Origin of the sequence: Planktothrix sp., assembly GCF_046067725.1 — a bacterium.
Classification (GTDB): domain Bacteria; phylum Cyanobacteriota; class Cyanobacteriia; order Cyanobacteriales; family Microcoleaceae; genus Planktothrix.
In genome coordinates this window covers 1-21818 of sequence record NZ_JBJUDF010000339.1, presented here as the reverse complement: position 1 = coordinate 21818, position 21818 = coordinate 1, and the positions used below count along the sequence as shown (strand labels likewise).

Sequence of the window (21818 nt, the reverse complement as noted above, 5' to 3'; positions counted from 1 at the left end):
CCAAACAACCATGTTTAAACCTTTACAACATAGAACCAAAATTGTTGCAACTATTGGCCCTGCGAGTAAATCTCCAGACATTATTCGTCAAATGGTGAATGCGGGAATGAATGTTGCTCGCCTCAATTTTTCTCATGGTAGTTATGAAGATCATGCAGAAACCGTCAAATTATTACGACAAGTTTCAGAAGAATTAGATACTCCGATTACGTTATTACAAGATTTACAAGGGCCAAAAATTAGGATTGGGTATTTACCTTCGGAAGAAATCGAATTAGTGGATGGAGAATTATTAACCTTTGTTCCTGTTGATGAATTTGATAATCAACCCCATACTGTCCCCATTGATTATCCCTATTTAGCTGAAGAAGCAGAAACGGGAGCAGAAGTTTTACTGGATGATGGATTATTAGAATTAAAAATAGAAACAATTCAAGGAAATGCGGTTCAATGTCGCATTATTGAAGGGGGAATTCTAAAAAGTCGTAAAGGGGTGAATTTACCCAGTTTAACGTTGCGTCTTCCCTCCTTAACAGAAAAAGATGAACAAGATTTAGATTTTGGAATTTCTCAAGGGATTGATTGGGTTTCTTTGAGTTTTGTGCGTCGTGCGGAGGATGTTCAAGCGTTAAAAGCGTTATTAGTTGAAAAGGGAGCGGCGGAGATTCCCGTAATTGCCAAAATTGAAAAACCACAAGCGATCGCCAATTTAGAATCAATTATTAATGAATGTGATGGGTTAATGGTAGCACGGGGAGATTTAGGAGTAGAAATGAACCCGGAAAGAGTACCCATCTTGCAAAAACAAATTATTCGGATGTGTAATCAAAAATGTATTCCGGTGATTACAGCAACCCAAATGTTAGATAGTATGATTCATAATGCTCGTCCGACTCGTGCAGAAGCGAGTGATGTTGCGAATGCCATTATTGATGGGACGGATGCGGTGATGTTATCGGGAGAATCTGCTGTTGGTAAATTTCCAATTAAAGCCGTACAAATGCTTTCTAAAATTGCCAGTGATGTTGAACCGGAAATTGAGTTTAAAAATTATCCTCCGGTGCTGTCCGATGAAACTCATGCGTTAACAGAAGCGTTAAATACGATTGATAAAATTTTGAATTTGAAGTGTATTGTTTCCTATACCAGTACCGGATACACCGCAATTTTAGCCGCCGCAGAACGACCAAAAGTTCCAGTTGTTGCTCTGACTCCTGACCGCAATGTTTATCACCGTTTAAACTTAGTTTGGGGGGTTAAACCTGTTTTATTAGAACATCATGTCAATTCTTTTGAAGGATTAATTGATCTCGCTCAAGACAAATTATTACAACGAAAACTCGCACAAATTGGAGATAGAATCTTAATTGTGGGCGGAATTCCAGCAAATACTGCCAGAGGTACTAATTTCTTAAAAATTCATACCTTAAGTGATTAAAAATCCTTTATCCTTCCTATCCCTCTTCTGACTGGGGAGGGGTTTAATCCAATCTAATTTCATTAACTCTGCTGTTGAGATAGGATTTTAAGTAGAGCAACTGATTATTTTTCCACTTCTTGAGGCGTGGATTGTCGAACTAATTCTAGGGAAGAACCAATAATAAAACCCATAGCCGCGCCTGCTAAAGCGTAAGTCCGAGGTGCTCTCGACTGGCTATACCCTAAATCTAAAGAGGGGCCAATATTACAGCACTGATATTGTTTTTCACTATATTTAGAAGCTCCGAGTCCAGCAATTGTACCGACAAGCATCATCACGATTCCTGAAAACATCACAAGTCGCATATTCATCATTATCCTCCTAGAATAATTCTAACTTTCAGAAGTTTTACCTAGATTGATAGATACAATCATTCTGTTGCTCTTTCAATCTGAACTTAAAATTTAATGTAATAATAACCTTCTATTTTAAAAATAGCTTTATTTTTCCAGTTTTTCATGCTATTTTTAATTTATTTTACAAAAGTTCAAAAAACTTGATTAAAATTCGTTAATTTGAAACGCCGAATTTCTGAATCCTGAATGCTTTTTGACAGGATAGATCACTCTGATATATTAAAATGATATATTGAAAATCTGAATTTGCCTATGCAACAGAAATGATAACCATCACCCATGCAGTGAGCAGCCACATCATTGAGTTTCAAGCGAAATCTAAGATTAACCTAAGTATTCATTCGTTCATAAATAGCAGAAGCAGCCGGAGAATAACGGGTGAGGTAACTAAAAATCCAGAATTTGATACAGGAATCAATAATAACAGGAACTGTGGCAATAAACGCATTAATCGCCACTGGACTTTCGGGTAGTCCAAAGTGAGCTAAAACCCCTGCTAATAAAACTTCCCATCCTTCGGCGGAGTGAAAACCAACAAACATATCGGTAATCAAAATAAACAAAAATACTTTTAAAGGATCACTTAAATTTAAAAAAGCTCGATTAGAAAAGCTTCTGATAATTGTAATTTTAGTTCGATTAAAATAGACTAATCCCACGAAAGTGAATAAAGCCACACCATCCGATAATATATTCTTCCACCCATTTAAAGCTCGATTACGGGATTCTTGCCAAATTTCAATGACTTTTTCCGATAACTTTTCCTCTTTATCAACCTCTGAAAGTTTCGGGATTACTCCTAGTAACTGTTTAATTTCTAAACTTTCTTTAAAAGCCGAATATTCTCTTAAAAACTCTTGTTTAATTTCGGCGCTGAGTTCAATTTTAGTAGGATTTTTATTACTATAATTTCCCAGTAAAGGATCAAAAATGATAGTTTTGACAGTGACTTGAACTAACAAAGGAATTAAGAATAAAATCATTAACCAACGTATCGCCATTTGATCTTGGATGCGTCTAATTCTTAATTCTTGAACCACTTGTTGTTCATAATGGGGGGTCAGTTTTTGACCTTTGAAAAAACCCCAATTCAACCAACTTTTAGGTTGAGATTGACGGGAAAGATTAGATTGAGCCGCAATTATAGCCGGATCTAAAGTTAGAGTGCTAGCTGACTCATTTTGTTCTTGTTTGACTTCTTGGGAAGTTAATCCTATCAAATTCGATGAATTAATATTAGAAGAATTCACTAAACTTTCAATTAAGAGATCCTCAGTGTTATCTCTATATTTTTTAACAATAGAATCAATAAAATTGAGTTTTTCTATAATTTCATCTTCAGATATTCCAACAGATTGAGACCTTTCCTCATGAATAGAACCTTGAGGTAATAAAAAACTATTAATTTTAAATTGAGCTAAATTAAGTCGAATTTTGAAAAGATGGCGATCGCGTAAACTTTTAACAAAATCTACCACCGTTTTTTGAGAATCAGGACGATAATTAATCGAGTTTCCTTGAAAATATTTATCTTCTAAAGCTTTAATGTCTTCAGCACTTTGATAAGCAGATTCTAAGAGTTTAATTTGTCTTTGGTTCAACCAGCGATTAAATGGGTTCAGAGTTCTATTCATACTCTTTAGATTAATTTACGCCACAACGAATTAAACGAGCAATAAAATAAACCGCCATTTTTGCACCATAAGGAGAACGCCACCATCCAGAGGGATGACAACCCACCGGAGCCGATGAGCTAAAATCGAGATCTTCATAGTCTAATAATTTATTATTGACCATCCATCCCATTTCAGCCCCCATCGCTTGTAAGACTTTCATATCCACATCAGAAATATCATCGTTTCCTCCCAAACGGGTATAAATTTGTTGTTGGACACTGAAACCAAAACGATTATTACTGTAACTCATCCATAATTGATCAAGCAGTTGTAGCGCACTACAGGGAAAGTTCATGACTTCATCAGGAATAATATTCTCCAAACTACTTTTGCCCATAATTTCTAACATAATATTGGTGGTTTCTTCATCCGCTTCTCTCCAATTTTCAGTCGCCAATAAATCCCGCAATTTGCGATATCGATACAAATCCGTTAATAATAATAGGGCTTGGTCTAATTTATGTTCTAAGCGATCAATCCGTTCAGATAAAGCGGTTAAACTCAAGGGTTGAGATTGATCCCCAGCATTAGAAGAAGGTTGAAAGGAAAAAGATTCGTTTGACATTGTTTTAAGAAAATTGGAAAAGAGGGAATTACGAATTACGAATTACGATTAACGGGACTACTATCTGGTGCTGTTGTACTGGAATTTGACGTAGGGGCGGGGTTTTCCCGCCCATCTTGAGAATGCCCATTATCCGAAGGAGGTTGAGGTTGATTTTTATCCGATTTATTGTTATTAGGTTGATTGGATTTTTCTCCTTTGAGGAAACGGGATTCAAGGGTTTTAATCGTAATATATAAATTGGGTGTAATTAACAAACTTAATAACGTTCCTGCTAATAACCCCCCAAAAATCGCCGTACCCAATGACCAACGGCTACTCGAACCTGCACCCGAAGCCACCACTAACGGCCAGAACCCAATTAAACTGGAAATCGCCGTCATTTGAATCGGTCGGAACCGTTGTTCAGCGGCTTGAATAGCAGCTTGGGTAATACTTAAGCCTTTTTCCCGTAATTGGTTCGCAAACTCCACAATCAGAATTGAGTTTTTAGACGCCAAACCAATCAACATCACCAAGGCTACCTGCACATAGACATCATTGGTGATCACCGGCCATAATGTCCCACTCAGAAGCACATTTGATCGGAACCAAACCGCCGCCATAGCACCCAAAACCGCTAAGGGCACAGACAACATAATAATGGTGGGATCAATATAACTTTCGTATTGAGCCGATAGCACTAGAAATACCATCGCAAAAGCTAATCCGAAAATAATCACCGCCGATCCCCCCGACGATTTTTCCTCCAAGGCGCTACCCTGCCAAGAATAGCCAAAACCTGGGTCTAAAACTTCGTTGGCTAATTTTTCCATCGCTGCGATCGCTTGACCCGTACTAGCGGTGGGTGCGGGGTTGCCTTGAATCAGCATGGAACGGAAGATATTAAAGTGGTTAATGGTTTCTGGCCCGACAAAATCTGTGAGTTTGACTAAATTACTTAGAGCAATCATCTCCCCATCTTGGGAACGCACATATAACTGATTAATATCTTCCGGTCTAGCCCGAAATTCCGCTTCAGCTTGAGCATAAACCCGATATTGACGTTGACCTAAGACAAAATCATTCACATAAGATGAGCCTAAAAAGGTTTGAAGTGTGCCAAAAACATCATTAATATTGACATTTAAGGCTTTAGCGCGATCGCGTAACACCTCAACTTTTTTCTGAGCTTTACTAGCGGAAAACTGACTAAAAACTCCTTGAAAAGTTGGATTACCATTGGCGGCTGCAATTAAACGATTGCCATTTTCAATTAAAGATTGAATCGGTAAACTTCCGGTTTTATCTAATAACTGAAATTCAAATCCTCCGGTATTACTTAAACCTTGTACTGGAGGGGCATTAACTGCAAAGGCTTGAACTTCTGGAATCGATTGTAAAGACCCATTTAATCGTCTTAAAACGCCATAAACCGACTGTTGTTCCGTCGGTCGTTCTTCCCAAGGTTTTAATAATACAAACGCAATCCCTTGGCTGGGGTTGCTTCCTTCAAATCCAAACCCCGGAACCACAAAGGCACTTTCAATTTCAGGTATTGCTAAGACGCGATCAACAATTTGTTCTCCCGCTTTTGCCGTATAATTCAGGGACACCCCATCCGGCGTCCGAAACAGAATTAATAGATATCCTTGATCTTCTTCAGGAACAAACCCTGACGGAACCAGTTGATAAACCAATACCGTTGCTACTAACCCCCCGACAAACACACCCATCACTAGGGCATTAATCCGGGTTAAAAAGGTAATAAATCTACCGTATTTATCCTGTACCCAACCAAAACCTTGATTAAATTTATCAAAAAACCATCCTAACGGCCCCCGTGTTTCCTGTTTGCGACGCAATAATAACCCGGCCATACTCGGAGAAAAGGAAAGGGCGTTGAAGGTGGAAAAGATCAAGGCAAAAATAATGGTGATGGCGAATTGTCGATAAATCGCCCCAGTGGTTCCGGGGAAGAAGCACACCGGAATAAAAACAGCCATCAACACTACTGAAGTTGCAATGGTAGCTCCCGTAAGTTCCTGCATGGCATCTAAAGCCGCCTGACGAGGTTTCATCCCCTGTTCAATTTTGATTGAGACGGCTTCAACAATCACGATGGCATCGTCCACCACTAAACCCGTTGCCAAGGTACAAGCAAACAAGGTTAACGTATTCAGTTCAAACCCAAAGGCTTTTAACCCTGCCATTGCCCCAATTAACGCCACCGGAATGGCAATTGAAGGAATTAAGGTGGCTCGCCAGTCCTGTAAAAAGATGAAAATCACTAACACCACCAAGGCGATCGCCATAAACAAGCTGATCACCACTTCCTCAAGGGACACCTTAATAAACAAAGTCGTATCGTAAGCCACACGGCTTTCAATACCGGGGGGGAAACTTTTAGCCATTTCCGCAATCGTGGCTTTAATTTGATCGGATGTTTCTAAGGCGTTACTTCCGGGTAATTGATAAATTCCTAAACCAACGGCGGGTTCTCCGTTAAATGTGGAGTTGGAATCATAACTTTCTGCCCCTAATTCTGCCCGTCCCACGTCCTGAACTGTAACTAAGCTGCCATCATCATTGGTTTTCAAGACCATTTGGGCAAATTCTTCAGCCGTGCGAAGCCGACTCACTGCTTGCAGAGGAATTTCAAACAGTTGACCGGGGGGAGTCGGTTGTTGACCCAGAGTTCCGGCTCCAACTTGAATATTTTGTTCCCGTAAAGCCCCGACGACATCCTGCGCCGTTAACCCCCTAGCTGCCATCCGAGAGGGATCAAGCCAAAGTCGCATGGCATATTTTCGTTCTCCAAAGATGGTCACTTGACCGACCCCAGGAATCCGACTCACTTGGTCAACAATAAATAAATCAATATAGTTACTAATAAAGGTGGGATCGTAGAGGGGTTTTCCCGTTTCGTCTTTTGCCGAATAAAAGGCGATGACTAACAGAATATTGGGCGATGAAGCTTCAATTGTTACCCCTGTTTGTTTCACACCATCGGGTAAATTGGATTCGGCTTGAGCAACTCGGTTTTGAACGTTAACTTGAGCAATATTGCGATCGGCATCATTAGGAAAAAACACCGAAATATTACTCACGCCATTATTCCCGGTGCTGGAGGACATATATTTCATCCCCTCCACCCCGTTAATTTCCCGTTCTATAATTGTGGTGACGGTGGTTTCTGTCGTTTCAGCATCCGCCCCAATATTCACCGCCGTTACACTAATTTGAGTATTAGCTAAGTTTGGCAGTTGGGTAATGGGAAGCAAAGGAATTGAAATTGCACCCACCAAAATAATGATGATGCTACACACTGTCGTTAAGACAGGCCGTTTAATGAAAGTGTTAACAAACAGAATCATGGGGAGACGGTTGGCGGTTTACGGTTGGCGGTTGACTGTTAATTATTACCCAAATCTGTGAAATGAGAGTGAATCTGTTTCAATCCGTTATAATTATGGGGATTGAGGTGTTTCCTGTGTTGAGGATGAAGTTGGAGTGGGTTGCTGTTTTTGTTCTGCAATAGGGGTTCCATTTCGCAGTTTAACGACACCATCGGTAACAATTTTTTCCCCAGCTTTTAACCCGGATAAAACTTCAAAGCTTTGACCTCGAATACTACCCAACTTCACAGGCTGTTGTTTAGCAACTAATTGAGTTTTCCCACCTTCGGTTTGTTCTTGGGCGATAAACACAAAACTTTGATCTCCAATTCGACTAATGGCCGTTACTGGAACTGTAATTCCTGATTGTTGTTCCCAAATCACTTTAGCTCGAACAATTTGATCGGTTCGTAATTGATTCCCTCGATTATCATAAATCGCTTTAACTAAAATAGTTTGGCTTCCTGTACCTGCACTGGGAGCAATATAAGAGACCTGAGAGGTTCCGATTAATTCTCCGGTTTCTTGACTGAGAATTTCCACCAGGGTTCCGGCTCTAACTTGAGATAACCGTTCAATCGGAATATTAATCTGAACTTCTAATAAATCATTTTGACGAATACTGGTTAGTTGGGTTTGACTATCAACAAAATCTCCTACTTTCACGAATATATCCCCCACAATTCCCGTAATGGGGGCTTTGATTTCATAATATTCTAGCTGTACCTGTTGAGCCGTTGCATCGGAACGAGCTTGATCAATATCGCGCTGAAGTTGCTTGACAGTCGCTTCTTGAGCCGCAATCACATTTTGTTGAGTTGCAATTTGAGCTTTAAGGGTTGAGACTTGACGGTTGTAATCCTGTTGAGCACTTGCAACTTTAGCGATCGCCGCATCGACTCGCCTTTGTTGGCCTTCGATTTGGGTTGTCAAAGTTGAGGTTTGTCGTTCTAGGTTTTGTTGGGCGGTTCTGACTTTCGCTTGTAAGGACAATATCTCCCGTTCTTGGGCTGCAAAATCTGCTTGGGTTGCTTCATAGTCTCGCAATTTTTCATCGTAAAGTTCAGCTGAAATGACACCTTGTTGATAGAGGGGTTGATAGCGGTCATAAGCTTTTTTACGTTCTTCCATAATGGCTCGTCTGCGTTCCCGTTCTTTAATTCCGACCTGTACATTTTCTTGGGCGGTTTTCAACTCATCCGCAGCCGAGGTAAATTCTAATTCATACTCTAATCGCTGTTTTTCTTTCTCTTCTGCGGCTAAGGTTTGTTGAGCATCTTCTAAATCAGCTTCTTGAGATTGGTAAGTTAATTCTGCTTGAATGCGCGCCAGTTCGGCTCGTTGAGAATCCAAATTGGCCCTTGCACTATTCAATTGGGCAATTCGGGACTCCACGCTGGCTAATTGACTTTCATAATTAGCTTGTTGTTGTCGCGCATCAATTTGAATTAAAGGGCTATTTGGAGAAACGCGATCACCTAACCGCACATAAACTTGTTTCACCAAACCATTAACACGGGGTTGAATAATTGCATTCTGAACCCCTTCAACCCTGGCATTATAAATACTACTATTTTTAACGTTACTCGCTCCTACTGGGGCGATATTGACGCTAACGGGTGGGACAGTCGCTGCTTGAGGTTCACTACCACAGCCCGTCATCAAAATACTACCCAAGATTAGGGAAAAATAGGACTTCCAGAAAGCAGAATGCTGTTGCATAGTTTGGCTAGGGATAGAGAATCAATAACAGGAAATAACTCAATTCGCAATCGGTCTTTGGAAATATAGCATAGCGGGTATTCGGGGAATTTTAGACTGACCACAATAATTCTTATAATTGTTCAGCCTGAATTTCCCCTACCATAATCAATACTTAATTTTGAACTGAGATGGAGGCTGATTCAGATGTTGTTAAGGGTTGGTGATCCTTCAAGGGAATTCGGGTTATTAAATAAAATAAAGGGCCGAATAAAGGAACCAAGCTAACCCCCCAAAAGATGGCTTGATTTTTCATTCCTCGTCTTGCCATATCATCTCCTAATAAAGCCGGAAACAGAAGGCTTAATAAACAGAAATCAAGACTCATTACATGAATAAAACGGCTGGTTTGCCATTGTTGAATAAAGTCTCCCCAATTTCCTTGACTGAATCCATAACTGACTAAAGCGATCGCCCCCAAGGTTAATAACAGTCCCGTAATTCGAGAATCTAAAACTTTAATGAATAGAGATTTTTTCCCGACAAATTGGGGATTGGGTTGCCGGAATGCTAAGTAGGGTAAAATGGCAAAAGCACCCACTCCAAAGGATAAGGTTGCAAAGAGCCAAGCCGGGATTTTTTGTCCTTGTCCATCCATAAACAGAACACAACTATAAATCAACGGCCAAATTCCCATAATATTAAATAGGGCAATAATTAACGGATTAATGCCTGTCCAGTTTCCCGTTGAAAGATTTTGAATTAATGTCAAGGTATCCGGTTGATCCGGGGGTGCAAAAATAAACGCATACAGAATAAAACTTAGCCAAATTAATCCAAAAACGATTTGATTGATCATGGTTAACTCTCGATTATTCTCATGAATTTTATAGTTTATATAAAATTTTCATACTACCTTGATCAACTGTCAACATTTGACCGATTCATGACTAATGATTAATGATTAAGGTAAAAAGCGATCTAATGCTGCTTTTAAAGCCTCAATTTCATCATCAATATTACCTTCTTGTGCTGCTCTAGCCACACATTCACTCAAATGCTCATCTAAAATAATTCGAGCTACCCGATCTAAAGCGCCTCGAATGGCGGCAATTTGAACTAACACATCAGGACAGGGACGATTTTCTTGTACCATTGTTTTAACGCCTCGAATATGTCCCTCCAGTCGTGATAGACGATTGACTATCTTTCGCAAAGATTCTTCACTATGAATATGGGGATGGCTAGAATGTTCAGGATGATGATGGTGTTCTAGCAAGTTGTTCAGTTCTTCTACCGTCGGTTCTACGTTATTCATCTGTTTGTTCATATAAAATTGACAAATATTTAATCATTGTACCTTAATCTTGTAGTTTTTGGTTTAATATTTTTTGAGGAAAATTCGGAAATTTTAATGATTTTTTAGTTGGGGACTTTATGTGGATCGCATTTTTCTAAATATGATAGCATACTCAATACAAAAGACCCCAGAAGCTTACAACCTCACCTGAACAATAACAGATAATTCCGTTAGTCAATATTGAACCTAATCCTTTACAATAAACGTATTCAGAGCAGCGCGTCTTTCAAGCGTGGGATGTAGAATACCCGCCTAAAGGCGGAGTAAAGGTTAATGAGAATTTTGATTGGCAATGTACCTCTTGATGGTTTCGCTTGAGACGCAACCAGCCGTCCCACAGTAATAACTTCTAGTCCACAAAGACGGTAATTTAAGTAAATTATGTTATCATCGCCAACATGATTAAAGTAACTCGGACGATTCAATTAAAATTCGTAGATCTCAACCGTTGTAAAGCTCAAATGTTCGAGCTGATGACGGAGGAAAACACGCGGATTGCAAACCAGTTGTTGTCATTTCCGATTAAAGAGCGACGTACAATGACAACAACTAAAATCATGTCCGAGTTAAAATCTGCCTTGGTCAATCAAGTTATCCGACATACCAAATCACCTACGGGTCGTCAAACTAAACAATACAAAGTTCTTCCGGTAGAAGTTAATAACCAAAACAGGAAGTTAACTTTAAAAGGGAATACCGATTCAATTAGCTTCCCAACCCTAAAAGGTGAAAAAAGAATCCCCATTAAAGTTGCATCTCCTCATTGGCAACCTGTTTTAGATGGATTGCTAGAGGGAACAATTCAAGGCGGTTCTTTTAAATTAATTAAACATCGAAATAAGTGGTATGCCTATCTGTCAATTACTGAGGATGTTCCAGAAAGAGATGCTTCTGTAATGGATTCATTCGGTTTAAATTATGGGGTGCTTGGCACACCCCCGAACTCGGTGAATACTGGCAAACAAGAGTATATTCAACTGTCTCTTTTTGACTGGTGCTGCGATACGAGAATCCCACCCTAAGCGCGTAGCGTAGGGGTGGGAGTGTCAATATAGAGATATAAGCTAATGGGAAGGGGGATTGCTATAAATAAATTTAAAAAAGGGATTCGAGGGGTTAAGTGGGTCAAAGCTTAAATTATTAAAAAAAACGGCTAAAATAACAGCTTCAGGAGTTATATTTTATGGGCATCTTACTGGCAAAATGGCGACCTGAATATGAAACAGGGGATGACTTAGTTGATGAACAACATAAAAGTCTATTTAGTATCATTAATTCGCTGAATAATGCGATGTTAGACGGACAGGGTGAAGTTTTAGTAAAGAAAACCCTTGAAAGTTTAAAAGACTATACGACAGTTCATTTTGATACGGAAGAAGAATTCATGCTGCGCCATAACTATCCGGGTTATCAACAACATCATATCAAGCATGAAGCTCTCAAAAATCAAGTATTAAAATTTGAGCAAGAAAATCATCATAACCTGTCTGAGTTAACCATTGAAGTTTCGCACTTTTTAACTGATTGGTTGATTCATCATATCAAAGATGAAGATCGAAAAATGATTCAATTTTGTTGTCAAGGTCGTTATTTTGATCCGAAGTCAGATCCGGTGAATTCTTCAATTTCTGTCACTTCAAAACTGGAGGTCGCTCGTTGGCATTCCCAATATGAAACGGGTTATACTCTCATTGATGATCAACATAAAAGCCTCTTCCATGCTATTAATGCTCTCAATACTGCTATGTTAGCAGGACGAGGCGAAGAATTACTGCAACGAACCCTCAAAATTCTGAGGAATTACACAACGATTCATTTTGAAACCGAAGAACAATTTATGCGCCACTATGGCTATCCAGGGTATTTAGAACATAAAGCCAAACATCAACGACTTCGGGAACAAGTCGAACGGTTTAATCAACAGGAAAAAACAGGCTCCATTTCCAAACTCACCATTAATGTTTCCCATTTTTTAACCAATTGGCTGATTGATCATATTAAAGATGAAGATCAAAAAATGATTGTCTTCCTCCGCCAAAAACGACAAAAAGAAACTCTCAATTAAAGAATAATAAGTGGAACAGGCATCTTGCCTGTGTCCTGTGTCCTGAGATAACTGAAAAAGGGCGGGATCACCCCGCCCCTACCGTTTATTCGTCTTCGTCTTCGTCGTCTTCGTATTCGTCGTCAATTAACTCCTCATCGAGGATAGCCGATAATAACGGATCATCTTCGCTATCTTCATAGAACGCTTTACTGGTTTTACCAAAGCTGCGGTCTGATTTTGGGTCGGGGGGCGTTTCCCGTTCAAAACTGCTATAGACCCGTGCGGTTTGGTCATCCAAGACCACGTCTCGCAGTTCGTCTTCATCCTCCTCATCTAAATACAAACTACCGCTATCAAAGCCATAGTCAGCATTTCCGCCGTCCTCATAGGCATTGAACCCCGTTCCTGCTGGAATCAAACGCCCGATAATCACGTTTTCCTTCAAACCCCGTAACCAGTCGGATTTTCCTTCAATCGCCGCTTCGGTTAATACCCGTGTCGTTTCTTGGAAACTGGCGGCGGAAATAAAGCTATCGGTATTTAAGGAAGCTTTAGTAATCCCCAATAACACCGGAGTATATTTCGCCGGGGCACTTCCGGTAATGGACATGGCATCATTCACCTGTTCCACTTGGCGCAGTTCCACCAATTCTCCGGGTAACATAGTGGTATCCCCACCATCATCAATCCGAACCTTCGAGGTCATCTGACGAACAATCACCTCAATATGTTTATCAGAAATATCAATTCCTTGAGATTGATAAACAGACTGCACCTCGTTCACCAAGAAGGTTTGACACTGTTGGAAACTGCCTAACGCCGCATCGTACATCCCTTGACCTTGTTCCAGATAATGCTCATAGAACACCTCCAGAATTTCATGGGGGTTACTGGGGCCATCGGTTAAAGGTTGTCCCCCATCCACTTTTTGACCATCGGACACTAACGGAGTTTGACCGGAGGTTAAGGGATAATCCGTGACTGTGCCATCGGTTTCAATCACTCGCAGTTCAACAACATCTTCGTCCATTGTTACCTGGGCTGTCCCCGGACGTCGGGCTAAAACACAAGCTTCTTTTGGTTTACGAGCTTCTAATAACTCTTCAATCCGAGGCAACCCTTGAATAATATCTCCGGTTTTGGCTCGTTCAAACACCAGCAACACTAGGTTATCCCCCCGTTGTACCAAGTCTCCGTCTTTAACGTGGAGAATGGCACCCGGAGACACTCGATAGGGACGTCCTCGACGCAGGGTAATTTGATTCCCACTGACCGGGGTCGTTCCCGCGCCTACAATTTTGTCCCCCACAGCAATCACTTGACCAGACTCCGGTAAGGTGACTCCTGGGGCAATTTCAATGCCTTCTACTAACAGTTGACCCAGTTTCACATCGGGTTTTACCCCGTCTGGGAAATCCAGGGTCATTTGGTCAACATCTCGCACCACTAAACAACGGCGCAGAATTTCCGACCCTGAGCGAATCCCTTGGATAATCCCATCTTCCTTACACAAAATCTCAGTACGAGTAACAACGGCATCTTTCTCAATTTCCTGACCATCCTGAACCAGTAACCGTGTCCGGGTACTGCCTTGAGTCGCATCTGCCGTGACGTCCCGACGAATCACCAGAGATTCCAAAATCACCAACTGTAACCGCATCACCTCCGGGTCATTATCATCCGGTAGTAACTCAATATCGGCGGCTAACTGCGGTGCTTCTGTGCCAATACTAATCACCAATTGGGTTCGCAGCAGTTCCACTCCTTCCACTGACCGTACCCGTTCCCCATCTTTGTAGGTTAACCGTTGTACCGCCCGCAGAGCAATAGACTCATTTAAAGACTCCTGAGAAGGAACTGGAGGCGTTTCAGGAACACTAAACTCTACAACCGGACGCAACAGCAAAGCAGGGCCTTCGGGAGTTTCGACATATTCCACATAATGGAGGTCAGGAGAAATAATCCCTGGAATCACCTCTTGACCCGGATTGACAATCTGACCATCAATGGCCATCACCATTTCTGGGTCATCGACTAAATGCAGTTCGCCCGGTTTAATGACGATTTCTCGGAGAATATCATTTTTCTGAGTAACTTCTATGACTCCATTAGTTTGACAGAAGATATCCTTAACCACTTCGGTTCCAGCTTCTACATACTGTCCATCCTCAGTTAACAGTAAGGAAATATCTTTGTTAACTTCGTGGCATTCTTCAGGAATCCACAGCAGTGTACCCCCCTGGGTCACTTCATAACCTTGTTTGCCCTTACCGCGTTTGGCAACTTCCACTCCCGCGTATTTAATAATTCCCCCGGTTTTTGTCCGGTAGCTATCGTCCATGAGTTCTGCAATCACATCATGGTTTTCCACCTTGGAACCCGGACTGACTTTGAGCAGGAAGCGGTGGTTACTATTGGTTTCAATAATATATTGTTCCCGTCCCTGCATCTGCACCAACCGCACTAAAGCTTCATCCAGCAACACAGAAGCAGTAATAATCTCAATTTCACGAGGTAACTCATCGGGGCCAATTTGTTCCCGAATTCGGACTAATCCCCCATGTTCAGACACCAGTTTGGTTTGGGCCAGAACGCTGCCGGGCGTGACGGCATCTCCATTTTTAACCGCAGGTTCAGCCCCAGGAGGAAGGTTATACACTTCTCCGCCTAAAACCCAAATTAAGCCCCCCCGTTGGGCGATGCGGGTCATGTTTCCTTGACGGTCGGTTTTTTCTTCAGGAACCACATCCGCAAACTTAACTTCTCCCGCTAAGTCCGTCGCCACGTCCTTCGTTGCTTTTTCGGTGGTTTTCCGGGCTGTCCGACCTCCGGCGGGAATTTCCGCTAAGATTTGTTCGGCTTTGACCCGTTGACCATCTTGAACAATAATCGTTGTCCCTTGGGAGAGGCTGTGTTTTTCTTGTTTCTTCTCTCCAGTTTCTACAACAATCTGGCCGTTGCTTTCCACAATATAGGCATCATCCCCATGACGGGTACGGAAGGGACGAGCGCGTAGGGTTTTGGGGAATTTGACAACGCCATCTTTCGTGGCACGAATTACGGCTGCTGCTTCGGCGGTAAACACCCCTCCGGTGTGGAAGGTTCGCATCGTTAACTGGGTTCCGGGTTCTCCGATACTTTGAGCCGCAATAATTCCAATGGCTTCCCCTAAGTCAACGTTATGACCGTGGGCTAAACTCCATCCATAGCAAGTTTGACAAACAGAACGGTTAGCTTCGCAGGTTAGGGGTGAGCGCAAAAATACTTCCTGAACCCCTGCTTTCTGAATGGCGGTGGCTAATTCTTCACTCACTGCCTGATTTCTGACGGCTTGTTGTCCCTCATATTCAATAATTTCTCCGGTTTCAGGGTGGCGCACATCTTCCCCTAACACCCGACCCATTAATCGGTCTTTGAGGGGAATTAATACCCGGTCGCCATCGGTCATGCTGCGAATGCGAATCCCCCGCGTTGTTCCACAGTCAATTTCCCGCAGAATCACATCCTGGGAGACATCCACTAAACGGCGAGTTAAATATCCAGAGTCAGCCGTCCGCAGTGCCGTATCAACTAACCCTTTACGGGCACCATAGGAGGAAATAATATATTCAGTAACGGTTAACCCTTCGCGGAAATTCGTTTTAATCGGTAAGTCGATAATTTCCCCTTGGGGGTCAGCCATTAATCCCCGCATTCCCACTAACTGACGAACTTGGGAAATATTCCCCCGTGCACCGGAGAAGGCCATCATATAAACAGAGTTTAACGGATTACTGGCTTTGAAGTTTTCCACGACCTGATCTTTCAGGGCTTCGGAGGTACCATTCCAAGTATCAATTACTTTTTGGAACCGTTCAACTTCTGTAATTTCCCCCTTCATATAACGGCGTTCTGTGTTGCGAATTTCTTCTTCTGCCGCTTCTAATAAAGCTCGTTTGGAAGGAGGAACTTGTAAGTCATCGACACTAATCGAAACCCCGGCTTTTGTGGCATAGCGAAAGCCCAAATCCTTTAATTCATCAGCAATTTGAGCGGTTCGGGCTGTGCCATGATTCATAAACGCCCAGGACATTAATTTTTTTAATTGTCCTTTATCAATAACTTGATTCCGAAAGATTTTTTTGTTAGTCATGATCAGTAATTAGGGAACAGGAAACAGGGAGCAGGGGGAACAGGGGGAGCAGGGGGAAAAGAAGTACCTGATGAATGTGCATCCTCCCTCGCTAAGAGTCAACCCCTAACTGTAAACAGTCAACAGACCACTCATGAATTCGTAATTCGTAATTGGTAATTCCTATGATTATTGATTAATCACTGAAAAAACGGTTTTGTTGAAAATGACTCGCCCTGGGGTGGTACGAATATATTGAGTCAAAATATTGCCTTCCTTGTCCTCTCGAACTCGACGTAACACTTTTCCGGTTTTCTTGCCCACATAAGTTTTTGTTACAATTCCTGTGAGCGCATCTTCCTGTTCTACCTCCACTTGTTCAGGTTCATCCGCTAACATTTCCCCATCAAACCGCACCATCACATAGGAATGTAATTCAATTAACCCTTGTTGATAAGCGGTAATCACATCTTCTAAATCGGCAAAATAACGATCTTCTTGATCTTTAAATTTGGGGTTTTCTGCGGTTAGATAATAACATCCCAAGACCATATCCTGACTGGGAGTCACAATGGGTCGTCCTGTCGCGGGAGACAGAATATTATTCGCCGCTAACATTAATAATCGCGCTTCCGATTGCGATTCAATCGACAAGGGAACGTGAACCGCCATTTGGTCTCCGTCGAAGTCGGCGTTAAAGGCAGGACAAACTAACGGATGTAACTGAATTGCCCGACCATCGACTAAAATCGGTTCAAAGGCTTGAATCCCTAAACGGTGTAACGTCGGTGCCCGGTTTAACATGACTGGATGTCCTGAAATCACTTCTTCTAAGACATCCCAAACACTAGGATCATTGCGTTGAATTAACTTTTTAGCCGCCTTAATATTGTTGACTAATCCTTGACGAATTAAGCGATTAATCACAAAAGGCTGGAATAATTCAATCGCCATTTCACGGGGCAAACCGCATTGGTGCATTTTTAATTTTGGCCCCACCACAATCACAGAACGACCGGAATAATCGACCCGTTTTCCTAACAAGTTCTGCCGGAATCGTCCTTGTTTTCCTTCAATAATATCGGATAAAGATTTTAACGGTCGGTTATTCGCTCCAACCACAGTTCGACCGCGACGACCATTATCAATTAAGGCATCAACGGCTTCTTGTAACATCCGTTTTTCATTACGGATAATAATTTCTGGAGCTAGAATTTCTTGCAGTCGAGCTAATCGATTATTACGGTTAATCACCCGACGATATAAATCGTTTAAATCGGAGGTTGCAAACCGTCCCCCATCCAATTGCACCATCGGCCGTAAATCAGGAGGAATGACGGGAATGACATTTAAAACCATCCAATCGGGTTTAGAACCTGTCGCCACAAAGTTATCAATCACCCGCAACCGTTTAATTAATTTGGCGCGTTTTTGTCCTTTAGCAGCGGCAATTTCTTCCCGTAGTTTTTCCGCTTCTTCTTCTAGGGGAATATCTTCTAATAAACGGGCGATCGCTTCTGCCCCAATTCCCACTTCTATTCCGGTTAAAGTGGATTCTTCACTATAAATTTGATCTTCAATTTCTAACCAGGTATCTTCAGTTAATAACTGTTTATAAGACAAGCTTTCATGGTTCCCTGGATTTAATACCACATAGGCATTAAAATAAACGACTTGTTCCACATCTCGTAAAGGCATATCTAATAAGATTGCCATATAACTTGGAATGCCTTTGAGATACCAAACATGGGTCACAGGAGCGGCTAATTTAATATAGCCCATGCGATGACGACGAACCCGGGACTCTGTAACTTCTACTCCACAGCGTTCACAAACAATTCCCCGGTGTCTGACCCGTTTATATTTTCCGCAATGGCATTCCCAATCCTTGGCGGGGCCAAAAATTCGCTCACAGAATAACCCGTCCATCTCCGGTTTTAAGGTTCGATAATTGATGGTTTCGGGTTTTGTCACTTCTCCAACGACTTGACCATTCGGTAGGGTTCTTTCTCCCCACTGACGAATGCGTTCTGGAGACGCCAATCCGATTTTAACGTAATCAAACCGTTGTTCAAGCTTAGGCATAGTCAGTTATCAGTTATCAGTTATCAGTTATCAGGGGTAGAGACGCGCCAGGAGCGCGTCTGTACTCAGTTTTTCAGTTTTTCACCTTATCAGTCATTCGTGAAAATGATTACTGATCAAAATCGTCCTCTTCTTCCACAGAACTACTTAAGTCGTAAGTGGGTTTAGCGGGGGCGAAGTTATTGGCGCTATAGGTCATGCGGGTAGCTGGCAGATCGGCCATTAAGTCTACTTCCACGTCTCGACTGCCTCCTTCGTCGGTGGTTTCCACTTTATGTACTGCAATATCCAAACATAAAGATTGCAGTTCTCGCATCAACACTTTGAAGGATTCCGGTGTCCCTGGACGGGGAATGGTTTTACCCTTAACAATAGCGTTGAGGGCTTCGTTACGTCCCTGCATATCGTCGGATTTTACCGTTAATAACTCCTGCAACGTATAGGCAGCCCCGAAGGCTTCTAAAGCCCAGACTTCCATTTCTCCAAACCGTTGTCCGCCTTGTTGCGCTTTTCCTCCCAAGGGTTGCTGCGTCACCAAGGAGTAAGGGCCGGTAGACCGGGCGTGAATCTTATCATCTACTAAGTGCACCAGTTTGAGCATATAGGCAATGCCAACGGTGACGGGTTGGTCAAAGGGTTCTCCTGTGCGACCGTCATAAACAATGGTTTTTCCGGGGTGATTTTCATCGAATAACCAATTTTTTTTGGTTTTCTCACGAGCTTCCTGTAATTTGGCGTGAACCGTTTCCCGTGACATTTCAGCCCCGTGCATTTCATCAAAGGGAACGACTTTGAACCGTTTTTTCAAGTTCTGACCTGCCCACCCTAATAAACATTCAAAGATTTGGCCGACGTTCATCCGACTGGGTACCCCCAAGGGATTTAACACAATATCCACCGGGCGACCATCGGGTAAATAGGGCATATCTTCAATCGGTAAAATCCGAGAGACAATCCCTTTATTGCCGTGACGTCCGGCCATTTTATCCCCAACTTGGATTTTGCGTTTTTGGGCGACATACACCCGCACCACCATATTGGCACCGGGGGGCAGTTCGTCTCCTTGTTCACGGGTAAATACCCGCACATCCACAACCCGGCCTTTTTCTCCGTTGGGAACCCGCAGGGAGTTATCCCGCACATCCCGTGCTTTTTCTCCGAAAATTGCCCGCAGGAGTTTTTCTTCCGGGGGTTGGTCTGATTCTCCTTTGGGGGTGACTTTCCCGACTAAAATATCCCCAGATTCCACCCAAGCTCCAACTCGGATAATGCCGCTACCATCGAGTTGTCGCAGGGAGTCTTCCCCAACGTTAGGAATTTCACGGGTAATTTCTTCGGGGCCGAGTTTGGTTTGTCGAGCTTCAATTTCGTATTTTTCAACGTGGATGGAGGTGTAAATATCTTCTTGTACCAGACGCTCACTGATTAAAATCGCGTCTTCGTAGTTATACCCTTCCCAGGGCATATAGGTGACTAAGATATTGTGACCGAGGGCGAGTTCTGCCCCTTCCGTTGAGGAACCATCGGCTAAGACCTGACCTGCTACAACCTGATCTCCTTCATACACCAAGGGACGCTGGTTTAAACAAGTATCTTGGTTAGAGCGTTGATATTTTTGTAACTCATATTCATGCTCTTTACCATTCGGGTCGATCACTCGAATACAAGAGCCGTCAATATAACTCACTTCCCCATCCGTCCGAGAAACAATCACCATCCCACTGTCACGAGCCGCCTGAGCTTCTAACCCGGTTCCCACTAAAGGCCGTTCAGGACGTAACAACGGTACAGCCTGACGCTGCATATTAGACCCCATCAACGCTCGGTTGGCGTCGTCGTGTTCGAGGAAGGGAATTAAAGAAGTCGCAACGGATACGATTTGTACCGGAGACACCGCAGCATAGTCTACCTGGGTGGGAGTGGTTGTGGTGAACTCCTGGCGATAGCGGACTGGAACAATATCTCCTAAAATCGTTCCTTCGGCATCGGTGCGGATATCCCCTGGTGCGACCCGCAAATCGTCTTCTTCGTCGGCGGTCATGTACACCGCAGGTAAATCCCGGCGGACTTTGCCATTCTCAACTTTATTGTAAGGCGTGGCAATAAATCCGTAGGGGTTGACCCGCGCTAAGGTTGCCAAAGAGCCAATTAATCCGGCGTTTGGCCCCTCTGGCGTTTCAATGGGACAAATCCGACCATAATGGCTAGGGTGAATATCCCGCACCGCAAACCCCGCCCGTTCACGGGTTAATCCTCCAGGGCCCAGGGCAGATAAACGACGTTTGTGGGTCAGTTCCGCTAAGGGATTGGTCTGATCCATAAACTGCGATAATTGAGAACTACCAAAGAATTCTTTAATGGCTGCAACTAAAGGTTTGGGGTTGACCAAAGACGCGGGAGTTAAAGCATCAGCATCACTAACGGTCATCCGTTCTCGGATAATGCGTTCTAGGCGGTTTAACCCGACTCTGACTTGGTTTTGCAGCAGTTCTCCCACCGAACGTACCCGACGATTTCCTAAGTGGTCAATATCATCGGTTTCGCCGATATCGTATTCCAGGTTAATTAAATAATCAATCGCCGCCAGAATATCGGTAGACGTCAACACCCGTGTGGTATCAGGAATGGTCAGCCGCAGTTTTTTATTGAGTTTATAGCGTCCGACCCGACCCAAATCATAGCGTTTGGCATCAAAGAAGCGGTTATTGAGTAACTGTTCGCCTCCGGCCACCGTTGGGGGTTCCCCTGGACGAAGTTTGCGGTACAGTTCCATCAAGGCATCGTCTTCGGTAAATTCTCCTTCTCGTTCAATGGTTTTTTCAAAATATTCGGGATGGCGTAACGCATCAAAAATTTCATTATTAGTAAGACCCAAAGCTTTTAATAAAACTTGGGCTGATAGTTTGCGGGTTTTATCAATTCTGACCCACACTAAATCATTTTTATCGGTTTCAAATTTTAACCAAGCTCCTCGGTTGGGAATTAAAGAAGCACTATAAGTTCGTCGTCCGTTTTTATCAATTTCAGATTTATAATAAACCCCCGGACTTCTGACAATTT

13 protein-coding genes and 1 pseudogene are annotated in these 21818 nt (G+C 42.6%); 3 read left to right on the top strand and 11 right to left on the bottom strand.

What is annotated here, in order from left to right; all coding sequences use genetic code 11:
• Positions 1 to 10 precede the first annotated feature (10 nt).
• Positions 11 to 1438, top strand: a complete 1428-nt coding sequence (gene pyk, locus ACKPEB_RS21000) for a pyruvate kinase (RefSeq protein WP_408966962.1) — start codon at positions 11 to 13, stop codon at positions 1436 to 1438.
• A 104-nt stretch (positions 1439 to 1542) separates the two neighbouring features.
• On the opposite strand, the gene ACKPEB_RS20995 is transcribed toward pyk, so the two are convergent.
• The 8 genes and pseudogenes from ACKPEB_RS20995 to ACKPEB_RS20960 form a co-directional block, all read right to left on the bottom strand.
• On the bottom strand, positions 1543 to 1791 hold the full coding sequence (locus ACKPEB_RS20995; RefSeq protein WP_408966961.1) for a hypothetical protein: 249 nt from the start codon (positions 1789 to 1791) through the stop codon (positions 1543 to 1545).
• A 374-nt stretch (positions 1792 to 2165) separates the two neighbouring features.
• Positions 2166 to 3470, bottom strand: a complete 1305-nt coding sequence (locus tag ACKPEB_RS20990; protein ID WP_408966960.1) for a hypothetical protein — start codon at positions 3468 to 3470, stop codon at positions 2166 to 2168.
• Between the two features lie 10 nt (positions 3471 to 3480).
• Complete coding sequence (locus ACKPEB_RS20985; protein WP_408966959.1) at positions 3481 to 4077, bottom strand: GUN4 domain-containing protein; 597 nt, start codon at positions 4075 to 4077, stop codon at positions 3481 to 3483.
• A gap of 35 nt (positions 4078 to 4112) precedes the next feature.
• Positions 4113 to 7433 carry an efflux RND transporter permease subunit gene (locus ACKPEB_RS20980; RefSeq protein ID WP_408966958.1) on the bottom strand — a complete coding sequence of 1107 codons (3321 nt, stop codon included), beginning with the start codon at positions 7431 to 7433 and terminating at the stop codon, positions 4113 to 4115.
• A gap of 93 nt (positions 7434 to 7526) precedes the next feature.
• Entirely contained in the window at positions 7527 to 9176 is a 1650-nt protein-coding gene (locus ACKPEB_RS20975) for an efflux RND transporter periplasmic adaptor subunit (protein WP_408966957.1), read from the bottom strand.
• Between the two features lie 154 nt (positions 9177 to 9330).
• Complete coding sequence (locus ACKPEB_RS20970; RefSeq protein WP_408966956.1) at positions 9331 to 10014, bottom strand: DUF2834 domain-containing protein; 684 nt, start codon at positions 10012 to 10014, stop codon at positions 9331 to 9333.
• 105 nt (positions 10015 to 10119) lie between these two features.
• Complete coding sequence (locus tag ACKPEB_RS20965) at positions 10120 to 10473, bottom strand: metal-sensing transcriptional repressor (RefSeq protein WP_408966955.1); 354 nt, start codon at positions 10471 to 10473, stop codon at positions 10120 to 10122.
• Positions 10474 to 10785: 312 nt separating this feature from the next.
• Positions 10786 to 10893: pseudogene (locus ACKPEB_RS20960) on the bottom strand (transposase); the annotation flags it as partial.
• A gap of 20 nt (positions 10894 to 10913) precedes the next feature.
• Between ACKPEB_RS20960 and ACKPEB_RS20955 the strand changes: the two are divergent.
• On the top strand, positions 10914 to 11537 hold the full coding sequence (locus ACKPEB_RS20955) for a hypothetical protein (RefSeq protein ID WP_408966954.1): 624 nt from the start codon (positions 10914 to 10916) through the stop codon (positions 11535 to 11537).
• Between the two features lie 161 nt (positions 11538 to 11698).
• Positions 11699 to 12580, top strand: a complete 882-nt coding sequence (locus ACKPEB_RS20950) for a bacteriohemerythrin (protein ID WP_408966953.1) — start codon at positions 11699 to 11701, stop codon at positions 12578 to 12580.
• 85 nt (positions 12581 to 12665) lie between these two features.
• Here ACKPEB_RS20950 and ACKPEB_RS20945 read toward each other — a convergent pair whose 3' ends face one another.
• The 3 genes from ACKPEB_RS20945 to rpoB all read right to left on the bottom strand — a co-directional run.
• Complete coding sequence (locus ACKPEB_RS20945) at positions 12666 to 16697, bottom strand: DNA-directed RNA polymerase subunit beta' (protein WP_408966969.1); 4032 nt, start codon at positions 16695 to 16697, stop codon at positions 12666 to 12668.
• 165 nt (positions 16698 to 16862) lie between these two features.
• A complete protein-coding gene (locus ACKPEB_RS20940) occupies positions 16863 to 18758 on the bottom strand; it encodes a DNA-directed RNA polymerase subunit gamma (protein WP_408966952.1) in 1896 nt (631 codons plus the stop codon).
• Between the two features lie 109 nt (positions 18759 to 18867).
• Positions 18868 to 21818, bottom strand: a 2951-nt coding sequence (rpoB, locus tag ACKPEB_RS20935; RefSeq protein ID WP_408966951.1) for a DNA-directed RNA polymerase subunit beta, incomplete at its 5' end; no start/stop codon positions are given.

Bases quoted from the DNA above. Each gene is read 5' to 3' on its own strand.
- pyk (WP_408966962.1), top strand. From the start codon at position 11: ATGTTTAAACCTTTACAACATAGAACCAAAATTGTTGCAACTATTGGC.
- ACKPEB_RS20995 (WP_408966961.1), bottom strand. From the start codon at position 1,791: ATGAATATGCGACTTGTGATGTTTTCAGGAATCGTGATGATGCTTGTC.
- ACKPEB_RS20990 (WP_408966960.1), bottom strand. From the start codon at position 3,470: ATGAATAGAACTCTGAACCCATTTAATCGCTGGTTGAACCAAAGACAA.
- ACKPEB_RS20985 (WP_408966959.1), bottom strand. From the start codon at position 4,077: ATGTCAAACGAATCTTTTTCCTTTCAACCTTCTTCTAATGCTGGGGAT.
- ACKPEB_RS20980 (WP_408966958.1), bottom strand. From the start codon at position 7,433: ATGATTCTGTTTGTTAACACTTTCATTAAACGGCCTGTCTTAACGACA.
- ACKPEB_RS20975 (WP_408966957.1), bottom strand. From the start codon at position 9,176: ATGCAACAGCATTCTGCTTTCTGGAAGTCCTATTTTTCCCTAATCTTG.
- ACKPEB_RS20970 (WP_408966956.1), bottom strand. From the start codon at position 10,014: ATGATCAATCAAATCGTTTTTGGATTAATTTGGCTAAGTTTTATTCTG.
- ACKPEB_RS20965 (WP_408966955.1), bottom strand. From the start codon at position 10,473: ATGAATAACGTAGAACCGACGGTAGAAGAACTGAACAACTTGCTAGAA.
- ACKPEB_RS20955 (WP_408966954.1), top strand. From the start codon at position 10,914: ATGATTAAAGTAACTCGGACGATTCAATTAAAATTCGTAGATCTCAAC.
- ACKPEB_RS20950 (WP_408966953.1), top strand. From the start codon at position 11,699: ATGGGCATCTTACTGGCAAAATGGCGACCTGAATATGAAACAGGGGAT.
- ACKPEB_RS20940 (WP_408966952.1), bottom strand. From the start codon at position 18,758: ATGCCTAAGCTTGAACAACGGTTTGATTACGTTAAAATCGGATTGGCG.